This window comes from Aurantimonas sp. A2-1-M11, from assembly GCF_036549475.1.
In the GTDB taxonomy this organism is placed as follows: domain Bacteria; phylum Pseudomonadota; class Alphaproteobacteria; order Rhizobiales; family Rhizobiaceae; genus Aurantimonas.
In genome coordinates, this window is the sequence record NZ_JAZHLI010000005.1 from 69,428 (window position 1) to 86,520 (window position 17,093).

The following is a 17,093-nucleotide window of genomic DNA, read 5'->3' on the forward strand; positions in this document are numbered from 1 at the left end:
TTCTGACATGGTCGTGATCGGTGCGCCCATTGCGGACCTGGGGCACTATGCCCTCGGGCGACAGGCCCGGCCACCAGAGCGGCCGGGCAATCACGTCAGGCCGCGTTGCTGCCTCGGGTGCGGGCCATGCCGTCCCTGGCGGGCACGTATTTCGGGTCGATCTGTGCAGCGCGCGCATAGGACTGGAAGGCGCGCTTGGCTTCGCCCCGACGCTCGAAGACCAGCGCCTGGTTGGTCCAGTATTCGGCCTTGGTGTCGTCAAGCTTCAGGGCCGTGTTGAAGTCGGTGAAGGCGTTCTCCTCGTCGCCGAGGGCGAGATAGGAGACGCCGCGCCCGGAATAGGGCTCCGACGCATTTGCCTGTAGCGAGATCGCCGTCGAGAAATCCTCGATCGCCTGCTTGTGCTGGCCGTCCTTCTGATAGAGCAGACCACGATTGTGGTAGGCGCGCGGGTCGGTGGTGTTGAGGTCGATGGCGCGCTGGAAGTCGCTCAGCGCCTCGCGGTTGCGGCCTGCGACGCGGTAGACGTTGCCGCGACCGATATAGGCGGAATCGTAGTTCGGGTTGATCCGCAGCGCCGCATTGTAATCCTCGACGGCCTTCAGGGGTTCGTTGGTCTGGCGATAGACCAGCGCCCGGTTGGCATAGGCCTGGTAGAAATTCGGGTCCAGCTGGAGCGCCGTCGTGAAATCGGCGATCGCCGCCTCGTAATTGCCAGCGCTGCCATAGGCGGTGCCGCGGACATTGTAGGCTTCCGGATCACGCGGATTGGCATTCACCGTCTGGCTGAGCGAGGCGATGTTCTGCTCAAGGCCCTGGTTCTGGTCCAGCGCGATCGCCGTGACAGCAGGCCCGTCGGCGGTCTGGCAGGCTGACAGGATCGCGATGAAGCCGAAAGCTGCCGTGCTGCGCAGGACCGTGGCCAGACGGCTCGCCGGCTTGCGTGAGCCGGCCGGACGGGAGGCGATCATATGGGTGAGCTGCGGCATCGACGGACTGTTCCTCCAGAAGACGGTTCGGGCGTTCGGTTGGCCGAAGACGCGCGAGACCACACACGCGAGCGCGATGGCAAACCGACCAGACCTATGCCATGCATGGGGTTGCACCGCAAACGACAAAGGGCGGCGACCGGGCACCGGACGCCGCACCTATATCGTCAAAACGGTCGAAAGAATGGCCGCTTAGTGAACGCGGCCGCCGCTAACCAGACCTTCGCGCTGCGCCTGCTTGCGGGCGAGCTTCCGACCGCGGCGCACAGCCTCGGCCTTCTCGCGGGCGCGCTTCTCCGAGGGCTTCTCGAAAAAGCCGCGGGTCCGCATTTCGCGGAAGATGCCCTCGCGTTGCATCTTCTTCTTGAGCGCGCGAAGCGCCTGGTCGACGTTGTTGTCGCGTACGACTACCTGCACAGGGGTGTTCCGTTTCTAAGGCGTTGGACGGGCGGTATAGGGATGAAAAAAGCTGCGCCGCGAAGCGTGTTGCTTCGAAACGCGCTGGCCGATAGCAGATGCCGGTGCAATTGTCGAGGTTGTTCCGCCACACAGGCCGCGGGAACGTCCGTTATCGCCCGGCTGTCGCCCTGGGACCGGGATGGGCGGCGTCGAAATCGGCCTCTGCGACATTGGTCACCACGAAGTCGGCGACCCTGACGAACGCCTCGTCGGTGTCGCCGCGAAAGGACAGGACGCGGCTGAAGACGTCCTTGCGCGCCTTGACGTCGATGATGTCGACCCGGCCCATCCCGACCAGCGTCGAGACCTTTTGCACGGCACCCAGGAGCAGATAGTCGACATCGCGCGCGGCGGCCGCTTCGACAGCCTTCTCGACGCTGAGGGTGCCGACGCTGCATTCCGGCATGCCGCAGCTGAACGTCTCGACCTGGTAATCGGTGCGCTCGGCAAGGCCCTTTCCCAGCTCGGTCTCGAACAGCGTGATGCGGGCGGCGTGCTCGGCGTCCCGGTCGCCGGGCTCCCCGGACGTATCGAGGTAATAGATATCGGCAATGGCGATGCGGGGCGCCGCATCCTGCCCATGGGCGGCGATTGCGCCCGCCGTGGCCATGCAAATTGCGGCGATCGCCGCGGCCACGCCGCTGCCAAGTGTCGTCAATGTTCGTTCCTCCCGTCTCGCTGTCTCGCCGTTGCGACACCGACAGGCTCGGCATCGCGGCAGCTTCCGCATTGGCATCCTGCCCAGGGCCCGCCTCGAATGCGACTGAACTCTGCATCGCATCCAGATTTCGATGGATATCGCCGGTGCCGACAGTATATGCGCCCGCGCAGGGCTTGCTGCTTCAAGCGCATTGCAAAATTGCCTAGGGTCGCGGAGCTGACCTTACGGCCATCTGAACGGGAAATATTGTAGCATGAGTGACATTCGACGCGAACGCATGACGGCGGGGCCGGTTTCCCATGATCGGCAGCGTATCTCCTGGGGGGCGATCGTCGCCGGCTCGCTGCTCGCGATGGCGCTGCAGTTCATGCTCGGACTGCTGGGGCTCGGCATCGGCCTGTCGAGCGTCGATGGCGGCGCGCAGGCTGACGCGGGTGCGCTCTTGTCGGCCAGCGGCCTCTGGACCGTGGCCGTGGTGCTGATCGGCCTCTTCGTCGGCGCCTATGCGGCGGGTCGGTTGTCCGGCAGTACCTCGCGCACCGACGCGGTGCTGCATGGGGTGGTCACCTGGGCGACTTCGACGCTGGTGGTCGTTTATCTTCTCACCAGCGGTGCCTCGGCCGTGGTCGGCGGCGCCTTCGGTGCGATCGGCAGTTCCATACAGGGGCTGACGCAGGCGGCTGCCACGGCCGCGCCCCAGAGCATGTCCGGACTGCCCGCGCCGATCCGCCGCGAGGTCGAGCAGCTTCTGGACCAGTCCGGGCCAGCGGCGGGCGCCGGAACGGCCACGCCAGAGGAATCCGAGGACACGGATTCGCAAGCACCCGCCACGGCAGAGCAGCCCGCACCGGCCGGGTCGGTGAACCTTGCGGAAACCGTGACGACGATTGCGGCCGGCCTTGCCGAGGACGCGACCTCAGACGAGCGTTCGGCGGCGGTGCAGGCCATCGCCGATGGCGCAGGCATTTCGACTGGGGAAGCCCGCCAGCGCCTGCAGGCCTTCCAGCAGCGTTTCGACGAGGCGCAGCGCGAGGCCCGCAGGGCTGCGGCAGATGCGGCGCAGGTGGTGTCGACTGCCTCCTTCGGTGCCTTCGTCGCGCTGTTGCTCGGGCTCCTCGTCGGCGCCGCCGGCGGGTTTGCCGGTCGGTCCCGCCGATCCGTGATCTGAGCATCGGCGGGCCGCGGATGCGGCGCTTCGCCGCCTTTACCGCCTGTGTTTCGCGGCTGCGCCGCCGGCTGTCGCAATCGGAGCATGATGCCGGCCTGTCCAGGCTAGACATGGTCATGCCGCCATTGCCCATGCGGGCAGGGCGGCGTTACACCTGACGGGCGATCGGTCCTCGACCGACCGCGGTGCCATTGGGATGCGGGGCGACACATGCGACGATTTTCGGCCTTCGCGCTGGCGCGCGAGGCGATGCGCGGCCATTCGGGCTGGACCGAGCAATGGGCCTCGCCCGAGCCGCGGCGCCAGTACGACGTCGTCATCGTCGGCGCAGGTGGCCATGGTCTGGCCACCGCCTACTACCTGGCCAAGGAGCACGGCATCACCGACGTCGCGGTGATCGAGAAGGGCTGGCTCGGCGGCGGCAATACCGGACGCAACACCACGATCATCCGCTCGAACTATCTCTACGACGAATCCGCGGCGCTCTACGATCATGCGGTGACCCTGTGGGAGGGGTTGTCGCAGGACCTCAACTACAACGTCATGTTCTCGCCGCGTGGCGTCCTGATGCTGTCGCACAACGAGCACGACCGGCAGGGTGCCCAGCGGCATATCCATGCCAACCGGTTGAACGGCGTCGATAACGAGTGGCTGACGCCGGACGAGTGCAAGGCGTATTGCCCTCCGCTCAACATCTCGACCGACACGCGCTATCCGGTGATCGGCGGCGCGTTGCAGCGTCGCGGCGGCACCGCCCGGCACGATGCCGTCGCCTGGGGCTACGCTCGGGCCGCGTCGGCCCGCGGTGTCCATATCCTGCAGAATACCACCGTCACCGGCATCCGGCGCAGTGCCGATGGCCGGGTCGCGGGCGTCGAGACCTCGCGCGGCTTCATCGGGGCCCGCAAGATCGGCGTCGTGGCAGCCGGCAACACCTCGGTCGTCATGGACATGGCGGGGGTGCGGATGCCGATCGAGAGCTATCCGCTGCAGGCGGTGGTCTCCGAGCCGGTCAAGCCGTGCTTTCCCTGCGTGGTGATGTCGAACACCGTCCACGCCTATGTCTCGCAATCGGACAAGGGCGAATTGGTGATCGGGGCAGGCACCGACCAGTACCCGTCCTATTCGCAGACCGGCAGCCTCTCGATCTTCAACCATACGCTCGACGCGATTTCGGAGATGTTCCCGATCTTCCGGCGCATGCGGATGCTGCGGACCTGGGGCGGCATCGTCGACGTGACGCCGGACCGCTCGCCGATCCTGTCGAAGACGCCGGTTCGGGGGCTCTACGTCAATTGCGGCTGGGGCACCGGCGGCTTCAAGGCGACGCCCGGCTCCGGCCATGTCTTTGCCCACACGATCGCCCGCGACGAGCCGCATCCGATCAACGCCGCCTTCAGCCTCGACCGTTTCGAGACCGGGCGCTTCATCGACGAGGCGGCGGCTGCGGCCGTCGCCCACTAGCGCGCAGAGGGCGGACGATGCTGCTGATCCATTGTCCCTATTGCGAGGACGACCGGCCGGAGCCGGAATTCCGCCATGCCGGCGAAGCCCATGTCGCGCGACCATCCCCGGATATCGACGCCGGCAGGGCCGTGGCCGAATCGCTCTATCTTCGCACCAACCATCGCGGTGTGGTGTTCGAGCGATGGCGTCATGTGCATGGCTGCGGCCGCTTCTTCAATGCCGCGCGGCACTCGGTCTCGGACCGCTTTCTCGCCGTCTACAAGGCCGGCGAGCCGAAGCCGAATCTGCCGGAGGGTGACGGCAGCCCCGCCGCCGATCCACTCGGCGCGGGCGCCACGCCGGTTCGTGCCGGAGCGAACGCACTTCGCGCCGATGCCGGGGAGGGTGGCCGATGAGGTCGCGGCGCCTGCCCCAGGCCGGCCGTCTCGGCAATGCCCGGCGCATCAGCTTCACCTTCGACGGCAAGCGCTATGGCGGGCTGGAGGGCGACACGCTGGCCTCGGCGCTGCTGGCCAGCGGCGTGCACCTCACCGGCCGCTCGTTCAAATATCACCGGCCGCGCGGCATCCTCGGCTCGGGGCCGGAGGAGCCCAACGCGCTGGTCGAGATCCGCCGCGACGCATCGCGGCGAACGCCGAATATCCGCGCCACCATGCAGCCGCTGCATGACGGGATGGAGGCCGTCAGCCAGAACCGCTGGCCGTCGCTCGCCTTCGATGTCGGCAGCGTCAACGGGCTGTTCTCGCGCTTCTTGACGGCGGGCTTCTACTACAAAACCTTCATGTGGCCCAAGAGCTTCTGGCACCGGGTCTACGAGCCCTACATCCGCGCGGCGGCCGGTCTTGGCCGGGCGCCGGGCAAGGCTGACACGGACCGCTATGCCAACCGTTTCGAGCATGTCGACGTCCTCGTCGCCGGCGGCGGCGCGGCCGGTCTGGCTGCCGCCCTGGAAGCGGCGGCGAATGGCGCGAGCGTCCTGATCTGCGACGAGAATGCGGGCTTCGGCGGCTGGCTGCGGGCCGAAAGCGGCACGCTGATCAACGGCGTTCCCGCGATGGATTGGGTTGCCGATGCCGTGGCCCGGCTGGATGCCTTGCCCAACGTGCGGGTGATGCCCCGCACCACTGCCTTCGGCTACTACAATCACAACATGGTCGCGCTGGCCGAGCAGGTGACAGAGCATCTGGCGCATCCCGATCCGGCCCTGCCGCGCGAACGGCTGTGGCAGGTGCGGGCCAAGGAGGTCGTGCTGGCGACCGGGTCGATCGAACGGCCGCTGGTATTCCCGGACAACGACCGGCCGGGCATCATGCTGGCGGGTGCGGCCCGGCTGTATCTCAATCATTACGGCGTTGCGCCCGGCGAGCGCGTCTGCGTCTTCACCGCCCATGATGCGGCCTATGCTGCGGCAATCGACCTGAAGCGCGCCGGGGTGGACGTGCCGGCCATCGTCGATCTGCGCACCGAGCCTGGGCCGGGGCTCGCCGCCGATGCGCGGGCGGCGGGGATCGAGGTGCTGTGCGGCTATGGCGTGAGGCGCGTACGCGGCCGGCGACGGATCCGCGGGGTCACCATCGAGGAACTGCGGTCGGGCCAGGACAATCGCAGCTTCGACTGTGACACGCTGCTGATGTCCGGCGGGTTCACGCCCTCGGTGCATCTGTTCTCGCAGTCGCGCGGCACGCTCGCCTTCGATGCCGAGCTGCAGGCCTATGTACCCTCTCAGGCGGTGCAGGCCTGCGTCAGCGTCGGCGCCGCCGCGGGGAATTTCGACCTGGCCGGGACGATCGCGCAGGCGCGCGCCGCCGGCCGTGTGGCGGCCGGCGGCGCGGCCGGCACGGCCGAGACGGTCGAGATTGCCGGCGCGGCCGGGTTCGGTGGCGGCATGGCAGGTGCCACACCCGCCGCCGGCCCCGGCAAAGCGGTCAAGGCCTTCGTCGATTTCCAGAACGACGTGACGGCGCGCGACATCCGCCTTGCCGTCGCCGAAGGTTTCCGGTCGGTCGAGCACATCAAGCGCTTCACCACCAACGGCATGGCGACCGACCAGGGCAAGACCTCGAACATCCACGGCCTCGGCGTCGCGGCCGAGGCCCTGAGCCGCCCGATGCCCGAGGTGGGGCTGACCACCTTCCGCGCCCCCTTCACGCCGGTGTCCTTCGGCACCATTGCGGGCTTTGCGCAGGGCGCGCTGTTCGATCCGACGCGGCAAACCCCGATCCACGACAGCGCGGCCGCCGACGGCGCGGTGTTCGAGGATGTCGGCATGTGGAAACGCGCCTGGTATTTCCCGCGCGGGGCGGACAAGCACGGGGCGGTCGACCGGGAATGCCGCGCGGTGCGCGAGGCGGCCGGGCTGTTCGACGCCTCGACGCTGGGCAAGATCGAACTCGTCGGCCCCGACGCAGGGGCCTTTCTCGACCTGATGTATGCGACGGCGCTGTCGCGTCTTGCCGTCGGCAGGTGCCGCTACGCGCTGATGCTGAACGAGGCCGGCTTCATCATCGACGACGGGATCGTCGCCCGGCTTGCCGAGGACCGTTTCCACGTCACCACCACGACGGGCGGCGCGCCGCGCGTGCTGAACCTCATGGAGGATTACCGCCAGACGGAATTTCCCCATTTGGCGGTGTGGGCGACATCGGTCAGCGAACAATGGGCCGTGATCGCCGTTCAGGGGCCGCAGGCGCGGGAGATCATCGCGCCCTTCGTCGAGGGGCTCGATATCGCCAACGCGGCCTTCCCGCACATGGCGGTCGCCGAATGCTGCTTCATGGGGGTGCCATGCCGGCTCTTCCGGGTGTCCTTTACCGGCGAGACCGGGTTCGAGATCAACGTGCCGTCGGACTATGGGCGCAGTGTCTGGGACGCCCTGCGCGAGCGCGGACGCGGTTACGGCGCCGAACCCTACGGCACGGAGGCGATGCATGTGCTGCGGGCCGAGAAGGGCTACATCATCGTCGGCCAGGAGACCGACGGCACAGTGACCCCGGCCGATGCTGACATGGCCTGGGCAGTGTCGCGCAAGAAGGCGGATTTCGTCGGCAAGCGCGGGCTGGAGCGCCCGGATTTTTCGGCGCCGGGGCGCAAGCAGCTCGTCGGGCTGAAGACGGCGAACCCGCTGACGGTGCTGGAGGAAGGCGCGCAGCTCGTCGCCGATCCGAACCAGCACGCGCCGATGATGATGCTCGGACATGTCACCTCGGCCTATCATTCCCAGACGCTGGGCCGTTCGATGGCTCTGGCAATGGTCCGGGACGGGCGCGAGCGCATCGGCCAGACGCTGTATGTGTCGATGCCGAAAGAGACGATCGCGGTGGAAGTGACGGACCCGGTATTCTTCGATCCGGATGGGGAGCGGCTGCATGGCTGAGACCGGCACGCGCGTATCGCAGAGTGGATCAATGACGTCGGACGTGGCCCGCCCGCGCAGGCTGTCGCCACTCGACGGTCGTCAGGCCGCAGGTCCCGGCGTGAGGCTGACCCCGGCGGATCCGCGCCGCCGGCTGAGCCTGCGGGCGCGGGGCGATGCGGTGGATGCCGTCAACGCCGTGCTTGGCCTCGACCTCCCGGTGCGGACGAAGACGAGCGCGCGCCGCGATGGTTTGTCGGCGCTGTGGCTGGGACCGGATGAGTGGCTGATCCTGGACGAGGGCGAGGCCGCGGACAGTCTGACCGAAGGGGAAGGGCCGGTGTCCGCTGCGCTGGCCGGCGTCTCCGGTATCGCCGTCGTCGACATCTCCCATCGCAATGTCGGGATCGTCGTCGAAGGTCCGGCGGCCGAAGCGGTGATCGCGGCCGGCTGTCCGCAGGACATCCGGCCGGTTAGATTCCCTGTCGGTGCCTGCAGTCGGACAATCCTCTCCAAGGCCGAGATCATCCTGTGGCGCACCGGCGAGCAGCGCTTCGAGATCGAGTGCTGGCGGTCCTTCGGCGACTACACCTGGTCCTTTCTCGTGGAAGCGGCGCGGGCCCCGGCCATCTGACGCGCTCAGGCGGGGCGCATCGCCCGCCTGTAGGCGTCGCGGTCGACGACCCGCTCCACATAGGCCTGGATCGCGGCGCTGTCCTGGATGCGCGGCGCCCCGAAACTGCCGGCCCAGGAGAGCTGCGAGCCGATATAGACGTCGGCGGCGCTGAACTGTCCTCCGACCAGATAGGGATTGCGCGATACTGCAAGCTCCAGCGTGTCGACGACGTCGTTGTAGCTGCCCCAGCCGACGGATCCCTTCGACAGCGGCGCCGCGTCCCTCCGCATCATCGTCTCGGTCAGCGCCGGCTCGAAACAGCTGCCGCCGAAGAACAGCCAGCGATAATAGCTTCCGCGCGAAGGCGTACCGGGGGCGGGTGCCAGTCCCGCCGACGGATAGGCGTCAGCGAGCCAGGCCAGGATCGCCGCGGTCTCCGTCAGCACCGTGCCGTCATCGAGGACCAGCGTCGGAATCTTGCCCATCGGGTTGATGGCAAGGAAGTCCGGCTTGCGGTTGTCGCCCGCCTCGAAATCGACCGGCACCGTCTCGTATTCGGCGCCGACCTCTTCGAGCATCCAGCGCGCCGTCGCCGCGCGGCTCATCGGATTGTAGTAGAATGTCATCCGTCCCGGCATGTCCTGCTCCCCCATCCGACGATCGCAAGAACGCCCGTCACGCCACTTCATGTCATCGACTGCGACGGCAGCGGATCATCCCGGCACGCCATCCGCCTCGCGCTTGGCCTTCAACGCCGACGCATACCATTCGAACTCGTCGAGAAATTTGACAGCGGATTTGTCGATCCAAGGCTCGGTGGATGTGCCGTCATCCTGCAACGCCTTGCCGATGGACGGAATGGCGAGGATCGAGGGCAGGCTCGACATGCCCATCTCCGCAAGCATCGGACGCAGCGCGACCGCGGCCCGCACGCCGCCGAAGCGGCCGGCCGAGTAGCAGACGATGCTGGAGGGGCGGTAGGCATATTCCTCGAGAAAATAGTCGAGCGTGTTCTTCAGGGCCGCCGGAAGCGAATGATTGTACTCGGCGCTGACGATCATGAAGCCGTCGGCCCGGCGGTAGAGATCGGCGAGCCGTTCGAGCGTCTCCGGCGCCTCGCCGCGGGGATACTCCTTGTACATCTTGTCGAGGAGCGGCAGATCGAGCTCCATCGGGTCGACCAGCACCGGCTCGTGGCCGCGCTCGCGCAGCTTGGCGATGATGAAGTTTGCCGCCTTGATTCCCTGGCGCTCAGAGCGCACGGAACCGAGGATGACGGGAACGAGGAGGGACATGGGCAGCGGCTTTCGATGACGTGGAGCGTGATCGTCCGACGCTTCAGCCCGCTGCGTCAAGCGCCAGAATGTGGTTGTCCCATTCGAGATCGGCGCGGGTCGGGGAATCGTCTTCCTCGAGACGGATGACGTCTCCGGTGCCGCTCGTCGCCAGGAAGCCGGTGCCATCGGGCGCGAGGCCGCAGCCGTCCTGGATGATGTGGCGGCCGAGGATGTTGCCGGTTGTCGCTTCCAGGACCAGCATGGTGTTGCCGACCGGCGAGGAGACCGCCACCCGCGCACCATCGCGGCTGGTGGCGACCGAGCCGATGTAGTTGCCGAGGCCGGCGAGGTCGGTCGGGGGCATGTCGGTGAAGGCCAGCGGCTTGCCGGCCTCGGCAAAGCCGACGAGCGGCGGCGCGTCGCTCGACGGGCCCTGATACTGGCCGCCGAACCACACCCGGCGAGCGGCATCGATGGCGATGTGGTGGAGCGACAGCTTGTGCAGGGATTTCGGCAGGAACTGCTTGTCGACCAGATCGCCGCTCCGACGATCGATGAAGGCAATGGAGGGCTCCATCGTCGAAATGTTCAGCATCTGCCGGCCATAGTCGGGATGGGTCTCGATCCCGCCATTGGCGACGACGATGGTCTCGCCATCCGGCATCAGCAACGCCTCGTGGGTGTCCATGCCGTGGGAGTCGAACTCGCCGATCCGCCGGTAGCCGGCGGCGACGTCATAGACGCCGATCACGCCGCGGGCCGCATCGAAATCGTTCTCCGTGGCGTACAACAGCGCGCCGTCCGGCGAGAAGAAGCCATGGCCGAAGAAATGCCGGCCGTCGATCGCGGTCAGCGTCTGGAGCGTCTCGCCACTCGCCGGATCGAAGACGATGGCGAAGGTGCGGGGGCGGCGGGCGAAGACGACGGCGCGGCGGCTGACCGGATCAAAGGCGACGTCGTGGCCACGATCGGGCAGGGAGACGGTGGAGACGATGTCGCCGCGCTCGGAGAAGATCGCACAGCCATAGCTGCCGTCCGCCCGGCGACAGGAGGCGCCGAACAGGGCGTCGGCCCGCCCGAAGGCCGCGGCCGAGCGTGGGCTCAGGGTGGCGACGAAAGCGGCGCCGGCACCGGCAAGGAAGCGGCGGCGGTCGAGGAGAATGCCGCGGCTGGCGGGAGGCGGGCGGAAGGGCATCGTCAAGTTTCCTTCTGCGACGGGGCGCTGCGCCCGGGGCGCCGGCATGCAACCCAGGCACTTCTTCGCCGCTCAGTCGCCGTCGAGAGCCGAGAAGCCGGTGGACAGGCCGAGCGACGGCGAGAGCTGATCGGCGAACTGGGACTGCAGGCTGTCGGTGACGATGAGCAGGTAGGTCAGCTCCTGGCGCTGTTCGGGCTGCGCCGCGACGTCGGCCAGCGGCGGGGCGAGGGCCGCAAGCGTGCGGTCGGCATTGGCGAATTCGAACCGGATCGAATCCCCCAGATAGGTTTGCGGCGCCGGCAGAAGGCTGACCACCTCCGACGTGACGAAGAGGTCCCGCATGCCGGCAAAGTTCGCGCGCAGCGATGCAAGGGCAAGCTCGGACCGGGGGAACAGCAAGAGGTTGGGCCTGGCGTCCTCGGCGCTCTCGCCCATGGCCGGGCGCAGCCGCAGATCGCGGATCACCTCGAATCCATGGATGAAGATGCCGACGATCTCCTGCAGGGAGTCCGTCGCGCTGCGCCAGGCCGGGTCGGCGGCGTTCGGCCGCGTCAGGCGAGCGGCGATGCCGTCCGCATCGGCCCAGCCTGCGTCCAGGTCGGCGGCGATGCCGGCGAGATTGCGGGCGATCGCCCTGCCATAGCTGCAGCGAAATGCGTCGCCGTCCACAGCGAGCGTGTCGGCGTCCGTGCCGAAAAGCACGAACTCCAGTGCGCCCAGTCCCTGCACCGCGACGGACTTGCCTGCGAGGCTCTGCGCGGTCGTCGCGCTTTCGTCCCGGCTGCCGAGGATCCCCTGGATCTGGCGGAGCGCGATGCCGCGGCGGTCCGGGAAGAACAGGATCTTCTCGAGGCGGTTGTCCTCCAGGACCGGGCCGAAACGCACGAACTCGATCCGCGACCAACTGCCTGCCAAATCTGCGAAGCTATCGCGGGCTGTCGCCAGCGCCGCTCCGCCGGGATGGGTGCAGAGCGATTCCATCGCTTCTACCGCCACGTCCGCGCTCTCGTGGAAATCGCCATAACCGGGACGGATGAAGGCGTCGATGGCGTTTTCCACGACGGCGAGCTTGTTGTCGGCTGTCGTGGCTCTGGTCCGCTCGGGGGGGCCGTCTTCCTGGGCCTGCGCGGCCATGCCGGCCCCGAGGAACATCGTGAGGCCGAACAAGGCACCGCGGGACAGGATGCCGGTCATAGGGACTCCAGGAAGGCGTGCAGTGCGTCGCGGTCGGCCTTCTCCATTGCGGCATAGGCATCGCGCGAGGCCTGTCCCTCGCCGCCATGCCACAGGATCGCTTCAGCCAGGTTGCGGGCGCGTCCGTCGTGCAGGAACATCGTGTGGCCGTTGACCGTCTCGGTCAGCCCGATGCCCCACAAGGGCGGTGTGCGCCACTCAGTTCCGTCGGTGTCGCCCACCGGCCGATTGTCGGCCAGGCCATCGCCCATGTCGTGCAGCAGGAAGTCCGAATAGGGCCAGATCAGCTGGAACCTGAGGGCCTTGTCCTCGGCATCGCGGGAGGTGACGAATTTGGGCGTGTGACAGGCGGCGCAGCCGGCATCGTAGAACAACCGCTTGCCCTTGAGCACCGCCGGATCGTCGACGTTGCGCCGGGCCGGGACGGCGAGATTCTGCGAATAGAAGGTGACGAGCCCCAGAATGGGGTCGGGTGCCTCCACCTCGCCGAGACGGGGCTGCACGCCGGACGGCGCGTCCCGGCAGATCGTCTGGGCGATCGCACATTCGCCGAAGGCGTCGGTGACCAGCGGCGTCGAGATGCCGATGTCTCCGGCAAAGGCTTCGGCGGACTGGATCTCGATGGTCGGAATGGTTGCCTTCCAGCCGAACCGCGCCAAGACCATGTCGCCGGTCTCCGCGTCGCGGGCCATGGAGTGACGGCCCGAAATGCCGTCGCCATCGGTATCGTTCGGATCGGCAAGGGCGAGAATGTCCGCGGGCTCGATCTGCTCGACAAGGCCGAGGCCGATCATGGGCGGCGCGACCCGCGGCGACATCAGGACATTTTCGGCCATCGGACCATAGGCGAGATCGGCGACGGCATAGGTCGGATGGCGCAGGGAGACGGTTGTCCCGTCGGCGAGTGCCACAGCCTGCTCGGCATAATCGACGACAAGGCGACCCTCGGGCTCGAGGCCAGGCGTGGCGAAGGTCTGCAACTGGCCGCCATAGGTCGGCTCGGGAATGCGGCTGAGTTCGTGGCTCTCCAGCTTGCGACGCTCCTCGCCGGTAGATGGTGGCACCGACAGGCGAAGGAACATCGAGACGGCGTCTTCGCCCGGATGCGGCGGACGGCCGCGGCCGTCCTTGATGTGGCAGCTCTGACAGGAACGGGCGTTGAACAGCGGACCGAGCCCGTCGGATGCCTCGGTCGAGGAGGGGGAGGAGACCCACAGCTTGCGGAACAGGGCGTTGCCCAGCTTGAATCGATCCTCGCCGGCAAAGGTCTGGTTCGCCGAGACGTGACTGAAGGAGTCGCGATTGACGAGCTTGAGCGACGTGGCGCCGCCCCCCGGCATGGCCTCGAAATCTTCCGGCTTCGAGAAATCAGTGGTCGGGGCGGTCACGGCGCGTACCCGCGCCAGATCCTTCGGCGTCAGGTCGTCGCGGGCGGGGCGATCGAGACCGATCGCGGCGCTGATGGGCAGAGCGGCCGGCACGATGACGGCGGCTGCAAGAATTGCCATGCTTGCGGCGAAGTGCACTCGCCTCTCCCGATGTCTGCTCGGCGATGTCGCCGTGCCCTGTATCGTTGATCGTCACGATGCCTGCACTGCGGCGAAGCGTCCCGTGGGGCTGGTGTGGCAAGACCGGCGAACCATCGATCCGCCGGTCTTTCAGCCGGTGCTTACTGGAAGACCGCGTTGACGTTGTCCAGGCTGTCGGAGCCCTCGATGCTGACGTTGCCCAGGTCGAGCTCGGCGACAGCTCGCTCGATCGCCCGGGTCTGGGCGACCAGCGCGTCGATCGCCGCCTGGACGCGGGCATTGCCGGTATCGTTGCCTTCGCCGATCTGCTGGTCGTAGGCCTCGCCGTCCTCGGCGGCCTTCGCGATCGCCTGCATGACAACCACGGATTCATCGAGCCTGGCCCGCAGTTCCTCGTCGATGTCCGGCGCGCTCGCTGCGACGAGATCGGACACCGAGGGGCCTTGGACGATCGTTCCGTCGGTGCGCTCGTAGCTGCCGGTATAGACGTTGCGGATTCCGACGGCGTCGTGGAGATGCGACATGTGGGTGTTGTCGGAGAAGCAGTCATGCTCTTCCTTCGGATCGTGCAGCAGCAGGCCGAGCTTCATGCGCTCGCCGGCCAGTTCGCCGTAGGACAGGGAGCCCATGCCGGTGAGGATCGCCGATATGCCGCTCTCGGGAGAATCGAGCAGGGCCTTGCGGGCCGCGCCGTCATCTTCCCAATTGCCGACCATCTCCTCCAGATCGGTGACGAGGAGATCGGTTGCCGCATCGAGATACTGGCCGCGGCGGTCGCAATGGTCGCCGGTGCAGTCGTCGCCCCTGGCGAAGTCGGTGTAGGGCCGGTTACCGGAACCGGCGTCGGTGCCGTTCAGGTCTTGGCCCCAGAGCAGAAACTCCACGGCGTGGTAGCCGGTGGCGACGTTGGCCTCGATGCCGCCGGCTTCCTGCAGCTTGTCCTGGAGGAGGGCGGGCGTGATCGTCGAGGCATCGATCGTCTCGCCGCCGATGGTGATCGACGGATTGGCGATGATGTTGGCGGTATAGAGATTGTTGACGTCGGACTCCGTGCCGTAGACGTCGGCGACGTAGTCGATCAGGCCTTCGTCCAGCGGCCAGGCATTCACGCGGCCTTCCCAGTCGTCGACGATCGGGTTGCCGAAACGGAACGCCTCGGTTTCCTGGTAACTCGGCCGGGCGGCCCGCCAGGCATCGCGGGCAGCCTGCAGCGTCGCGTCACTTGGCTCTGCGATCAACGCATCGGTCGCCTCGTCCAGGCTCTTCGCCGCGGCAAGCGCGTCCTGATAGCCGGCCAGAGCGATGTCCGAATAGGTCGCCAGGACTGCGGCCTGGTCGGGCGCCGTGTCGGCTGCGAACGCCGCGGGGGCGGCGGCGAGTAGGAAGGCACCGGAAAGGGCGGCGAGGCCGGTTCGGGCCATGGGGCGATGAGTGATCATGTTCGTGCTCCAGTTCTGGTCGAACGCCGGTCCGACCCTGCCGAATTGCCACGGGCGAGCCGTCAGCCCCGACCGTCGCTTCCGGCTAGAACCTGGAGCAGGTCAAAGTCAACTATTAAAGTCAAGTTTAAAGTCGTTCAAAAGCAACCGCTCTGCTTGGCTTTGCTTTGGCAGCCGCAGCAGCTAGCCCTTCGAAACGTCGCGCAGGTTGAGGAGGAAGCTTGGCTCCAGTTCGAAGTCCTCGACGGCAGTCGCCGATACCGCGTTCTGCTTCCAGTTGGCGATGAAAGCCCACGGGGCGTCCTCGTGAATGATCGCCTGCAGCCGATTGTAAAGCACACCCCGCTCGGCGGGGTCGGTGGTCTGGCGTGCCTCGTCGAGCAGCCGGTCGACCTCAGTATTAGCATAATAGCCGGAGTTGAACCCGCCGGTCTCGGGCATGGCGTCGCTGCGCAGCGCAAGGAACGGCAATGTGTCCGGGTCATTGGTCATCCACGCCATCTCGGCCATGTCCGCCTTGCCCTGCAGGCCGGGATTGACGTTGGAGAGGAAGGTATTCCACTCGTAGGTCTCGATCCGCGCATTGAGCCCCACCTCCTTCAGGTCCGCCTGGATCGCCGTCGCCATGGCCACCGGGTCGAGCATGCCCGAGCCACCCTCGGCGACGTAGAAGGTGAGGTTGGCACCCTCGACACCCGCCTGGCGGATTAACTCGCGGGCCTTCTCCGGATCATGGGGATACGGCTCGACCGAACCATCATTGGCCCAGGCGAAGGCCGGCGGGATGGGGCCCGCCGCAACCTCGGCGGTGCCATGCAGGACGTCGTCGATCAGGCCCTGCTTATCGATGGCGTAATTGACCGCCTGGCGGACGCGCTTGTCCGAAAACGGACCCTCCTTCGTATTGAGGATCAGGAACCACAGATGTGGGCCAGTTTCCTCGTGGACGACGAAATTCGGATCGTTGCGAAACGTCGCCAGGCTTTCGGGCGGTACCTCGGCCATGATGTCGATCCCGCCTGACAGCATCTGAGAGGTGCGTGCGCTGGCTTCCGGGATCGGTCGGAAGACGACCGTTTCCATCGGGGCAGGGCCGTCCCAATAATCCTCGTTGCGGACCAGGACCACCTCGGTTTCGGCCTTCCACTCCGAGAAGCGGAACGCTCCCGTCCCGACCGGTGCGCTGCCGAATGCCTTGGCTACGTCCGCCACAGCTGCGGGCGAGACGATCAGCCCGGTCGGATAGGCCAGATTGGACAGGAAGGGGGCGAAGGGCTCCTTCAGGCGGAAGGTCACCGTCATCTGGTCGACGATCTCCACCGTCTCGACGGCCGAGAAGAAGAAGGCCAGTGGGAAGGGGCCGGTTTCATGCTGGGGATGGTCCGGGTCCAGCATCCGGTCGAAGGTGAATTTCACCGCCTGGGCATCGAAGGCCGTACCGTCGTGAAAGGTCACACCTGGCCGCAGGTTGAAGGTGTAGGCGATCTTGTCGTCGGAAATGGTCCAGTCGGTTGCCAGTGCTGGCTCGACTTCGAGCGTGCCGCTCTTGAACCGCACGAGCCCGTCGAAGACGTTCGTCAGAATGCGAAAGTCGTTTGTCGCCGTTACGGCCTGCGGGTCCAGCGACTTCGGCTCTGCGACTTGGCCGACGATCAGCGTATCCGCGGGAGTCTGCGCTGCAGTCGGGCCGGCAAGCGCAGTCAGAAGGGCTGCGAGGACGGTGGCGAACCATCTCATGAAACTG

15 protein-coding genes are annotated in these 17,093 nt (G+C 67.1%); 5 read left to right on the plus strand and 10 right to left on the minus strand.

What is annotated here, in order from left to right:
- Positions 1-95: 95 nt before the first annotated feature.
- The 3 genes from VQ042_RS03670 to VQ042_RS03680 all read right to left on the minus strand — a co-directional run bounded on the left by VQ042_RS03670 (position 96) and on the right by VQ042_RS03680 (position 2,106).
- The gene (locus VQ042_RS03670) at positions 96-989 is read right to left on the minus strand and encodes a tetratricopeptide repeat protein (RefSeq protein ID WP_331815687.1); all 894 of its coding nucleotides are present in this window, start codon (positions 987-989) and stop codon (positions 96-98) included.
- A gap of 192 nt (positions 990-1,181) precedes the next feature.
- The gene (gene rpsU, locus VQ042_RS03675) at positions 1,182-1,406 is read right to left on the minus strand and encodes a 30S ribosomal protein S21 (protein ID WP_331815690.1); all 225 of its coding nucleotides are present in this window, start codon (positions 1,404-1,406) and stop codon (positions 1,182-1,184) included.
- Between the two features lie 151 nt (positions 1,407-1,557).
- Entirely contained in the window at positions 1,558-2,106 is a 549-nt protein-coding gene (locus VQ042_RS03680; RefSeq protein WP_331815693.1) for a DUF2380 domain-containing protein, read from the minus strand.
- Between the two features lie 256 nt (positions 2,107-2,362).
- On the opposite strand from VQ042_RS03680, the gene VQ042_RS03685 reads away from it, so the two are divergent.
- The 5 genes from VQ042_RS03685 to VQ042_RS03705 all read left to right on the plus strand — a co-directional run bounded on the left by VQ042_RS03685 (position 2,363) and on the right by VQ042_RS03705 (position 8,730).
- On the plus strand, positions 2,363-3,277 hold the full coding sequence (locus VQ042_RS03685; RefSeq protein ID WP_331815696.1) for a hypothetical protein: 915 nt from the start codon (positions 2,363-2,365) through the stop codon (positions 3,275-3,277).
- A 210-nt stretch (positions 3,278-3,487) separates the two neighbouring features.
- Positions 3,488-4,741, plus strand: coding sequence for a sarcosine oxidase subunit beta family protein (locus VQ042_RS03690; protein ID WP_331815699.1), 1,254 nt, complete (start codon positions 3,488-3,490; stop codon positions 4,739-4,741).
- A 17-nt stretch (positions 4,742-4,758) separates the two neighbouring features.
- Positions 4,759-5,139, plus strand: coding sequence for a sarcosine oxidase subunit delta (locus VQ042_RS03695; protein WP_331815702.1), 381 nt, complete (start codon positions 4,759-4,761; stop codon positions 5,137-5,139).
- Positions 5,136-8,117: a sarcosine oxidase subunit alpha family protein gene (locus tag VQ042_RS03700; protein WP_331815706.1), complete on the plus strand. Its 2,982-nt coding sequence runs from the start codon at positions 5,136-5,138 to the stop codon at positions 8,115-8,117. Before VQ042_RS03695 ends, VQ042_RS03700 begins: the two co-directional genes overlap by 4 nt.
- Positions 8,110-8,730 carry a sarcosine oxidase subunit gamma gene (locus VQ042_RS03705; RefSeq protein ID WP_442880018.1) on the plus strand — a complete coding sequence of 207 codons (621 nt, stop codon included), beginning with the start codon at positions 8,110-8,112 and terminating at the stop codon, positions 8,728-8,730. Before VQ042_RS03700 ends, VQ042_RS03705 begins: the two co-directional genes overlap by 8 nt.
- Before the next feature lie 5 nt (positions 8,731-8,735).
- Here the strand turns inward: VQ042_RS03705 and VQ042_RS03710 are convergent, their stop codons facing one another.
- The 7 genes from VQ042_RS03710 to VQ042_RS03740 form a co-directional block, all read right to left on the minus strand.
- Positions 8,736-9,350, minus strand: a complete 615-nt coding sequence (locus VQ042_RS03710) for a glutathione S-transferase family protein (protein ID WP_331815708.1) — start codon at positions 9,348-9,350, stop codon at positions 8,736-8,738.
- A 75-nt stretch (positions 9,351-9,425) separates the two neighbouring features.
- A complete protein-coding gene (locus VQ042_RS03715) occupies positions 9,426-10,007 on the minus strand; it encodes an NADPH-dependent FMN reductase (RefSeq protein WP_331815710.1) in 582 nt (193 codons plus the stop codon).
- Positions 10,008-10,050: 43 nt separating this feature from the next.
- Complete coding sequence (locus VQ042_RS03720) at positions 10,051-11,184, minus strand: DUF1513 domain-containing protein (RefSeq protein ID WP_331815712.1); 1,134 nt, start codon at positions 11,182-11,184, stop codon at positions 10,051-10,053.
- A gap of 72 nt (positions 11,185-11,256) precedes the next feature.
- Positions 11,257-12,381, minus strand: coding sequence for an imelysin family protein (locus tag VQ042_RS03725; protein ID WP_331815714.1), 1,125 nt, complete (start codon positions 12,379-12,381; stop codon positions 11,257-11,259).
- Positions 12,378-13,889 carry a di-heme oxidoreductase family protein gene (locus VQ042_RS03730; RefSeq protein WP_331815855.1) on the minus strand — a complete coding sequence of 504 codons (1,512 nt, stop codon included), beginning with the start codon at positions 13,887-13,889 and terminating at the stop codon, positions 12,378-12,380. Before VQ042_RS03730 ends, VQ042_RS03725 begins: the two co-directional genes overlap by 4 nt.
- 161 nt (positions 13,890-14,050) lie before the next feature.
- On the minus strand, positions 14,051-15,349 hold the full coding sequence (locus VQ042_RS03735) for an imelysin family protein (RefSeq protein ID WP_331815716.1): 1,299 nt from the start codon (positions 15,347-15,349) through the stop codon (positions 14,051-14,053).
- Positions 15,350-15,532: 183 nt separating this feature from the next.
- Positions 15,533-17,086 carry an ABC transporter substrate-binding protein gene (locus tag VQ042_RS03740; protein ID WP_331815718.1) on the minus strand — a complete coding sequence of 518 codons (1,554 nt, stop codon included), beginning with the start codon at positions 17,084-17,086 and terminating at the stop codon, positions 15,533-15,535.
- Between the last annotated feature and the right edge of the window lie 7 nt (positions 17,087-17,093).

Excerpts from the sequence above, each read along its gene's own strand:
- VQ042_RS03700 (WP_331815706.1), top strand. The coding sequence starts at position 5,136 with ATGAGGTCGCGGCGCCTGCCCCAGGCCGGCCGTCTCGGCAATGCCCGG.
- VQ042_RS03705 (WP_442880018.1), top strand. The coding sequence starts at position 8,110 with ATGGCTGAGACCGGCACGCGCGTATCGCAGAGTGGATCAATGACGTCG.
- VQ042_RS03725 (WP_331815714.1), bottom strand. The coding sequence starts at position 12,381 with ATGACCGGCATCCTGTCCCGCGGTGCCTTGTTCGGCCTCACGATGTTC.
- VQ042_RS03670 (WP_331815687.1), bottom strand. The coding sequence starts at position 989 with ATGCCGCAGCTCACCCATATGATCGCCTCCCGTCCGGCCGGCTCACGC.
- VQ042_RS03715 (WP_331815710.1), bottom strand. The coding sequence starts at position 10,007 with ATGTCCCTCCTCGTTCCCGTCATCCTCGGTTCCGTGCGCTCTGAGCGC.
- VQ042_RS03710 (WP_331815708.1), bottom strand. The coding sequence starts at position 9,350 with ATGCCGGGACGGATGACATTCTACTACAATCCGATGAGCCGCGCGGCG.
- VQ042_RS03740 (WP_331815718.1), bottom strand. The coding sequence starts at position 17,086 with ATGAGATGGTTCGCCACCGTCCTCGCAGCCCTTCTGACTGCGCTTGCC.
- VQ042_RS03735 (WP_331815716.1), bottom strand. The coding sequence starts at position 15,349 with ATGATCACTCATCGCCCCATGGCCCGAACCGGCCTCGCCGCCCTTTCC.
- VQ042_RS03690 (WP_331815699.1), top strand. The coding sequence starts at position 3,488 with ATGCGACGATTTTCGGCCTTCGCGCTGGCGCGCGAGGCGATGCGCGGC.
- VQ042_RS03730 (WP_331815855.1), bottom strand. The coding sequence starts at position 13,889 with ATGGCAATTCTTGCAGCCGCCGTCATCGTGCCGGCCGCTCTGCCCATC.
- VQ042_RS03685 (WP_331815696.1), top strand. The coding sequence starts at position 2,363 with ATGAGTGACATTCGACGCGAACGCATGACGGCGGGGCCGGTTTCCCAT.
- VQ042_RS03695 (WP_331815702.1), top strand. The coding sequence starts at position 4,759 with ATGCTGCTGATCCATTGTCCCTATTGCGAGGACGACCGGCCGGAGCCG.
- VQ042_RS03720 (WP_331815712.1), bottom strand. The coding sequence starts at position 11,184 with ATGCCCTTCCGCCCGCCTCCCGCCAGCCGCGGCATTCTCCTCGACCGC.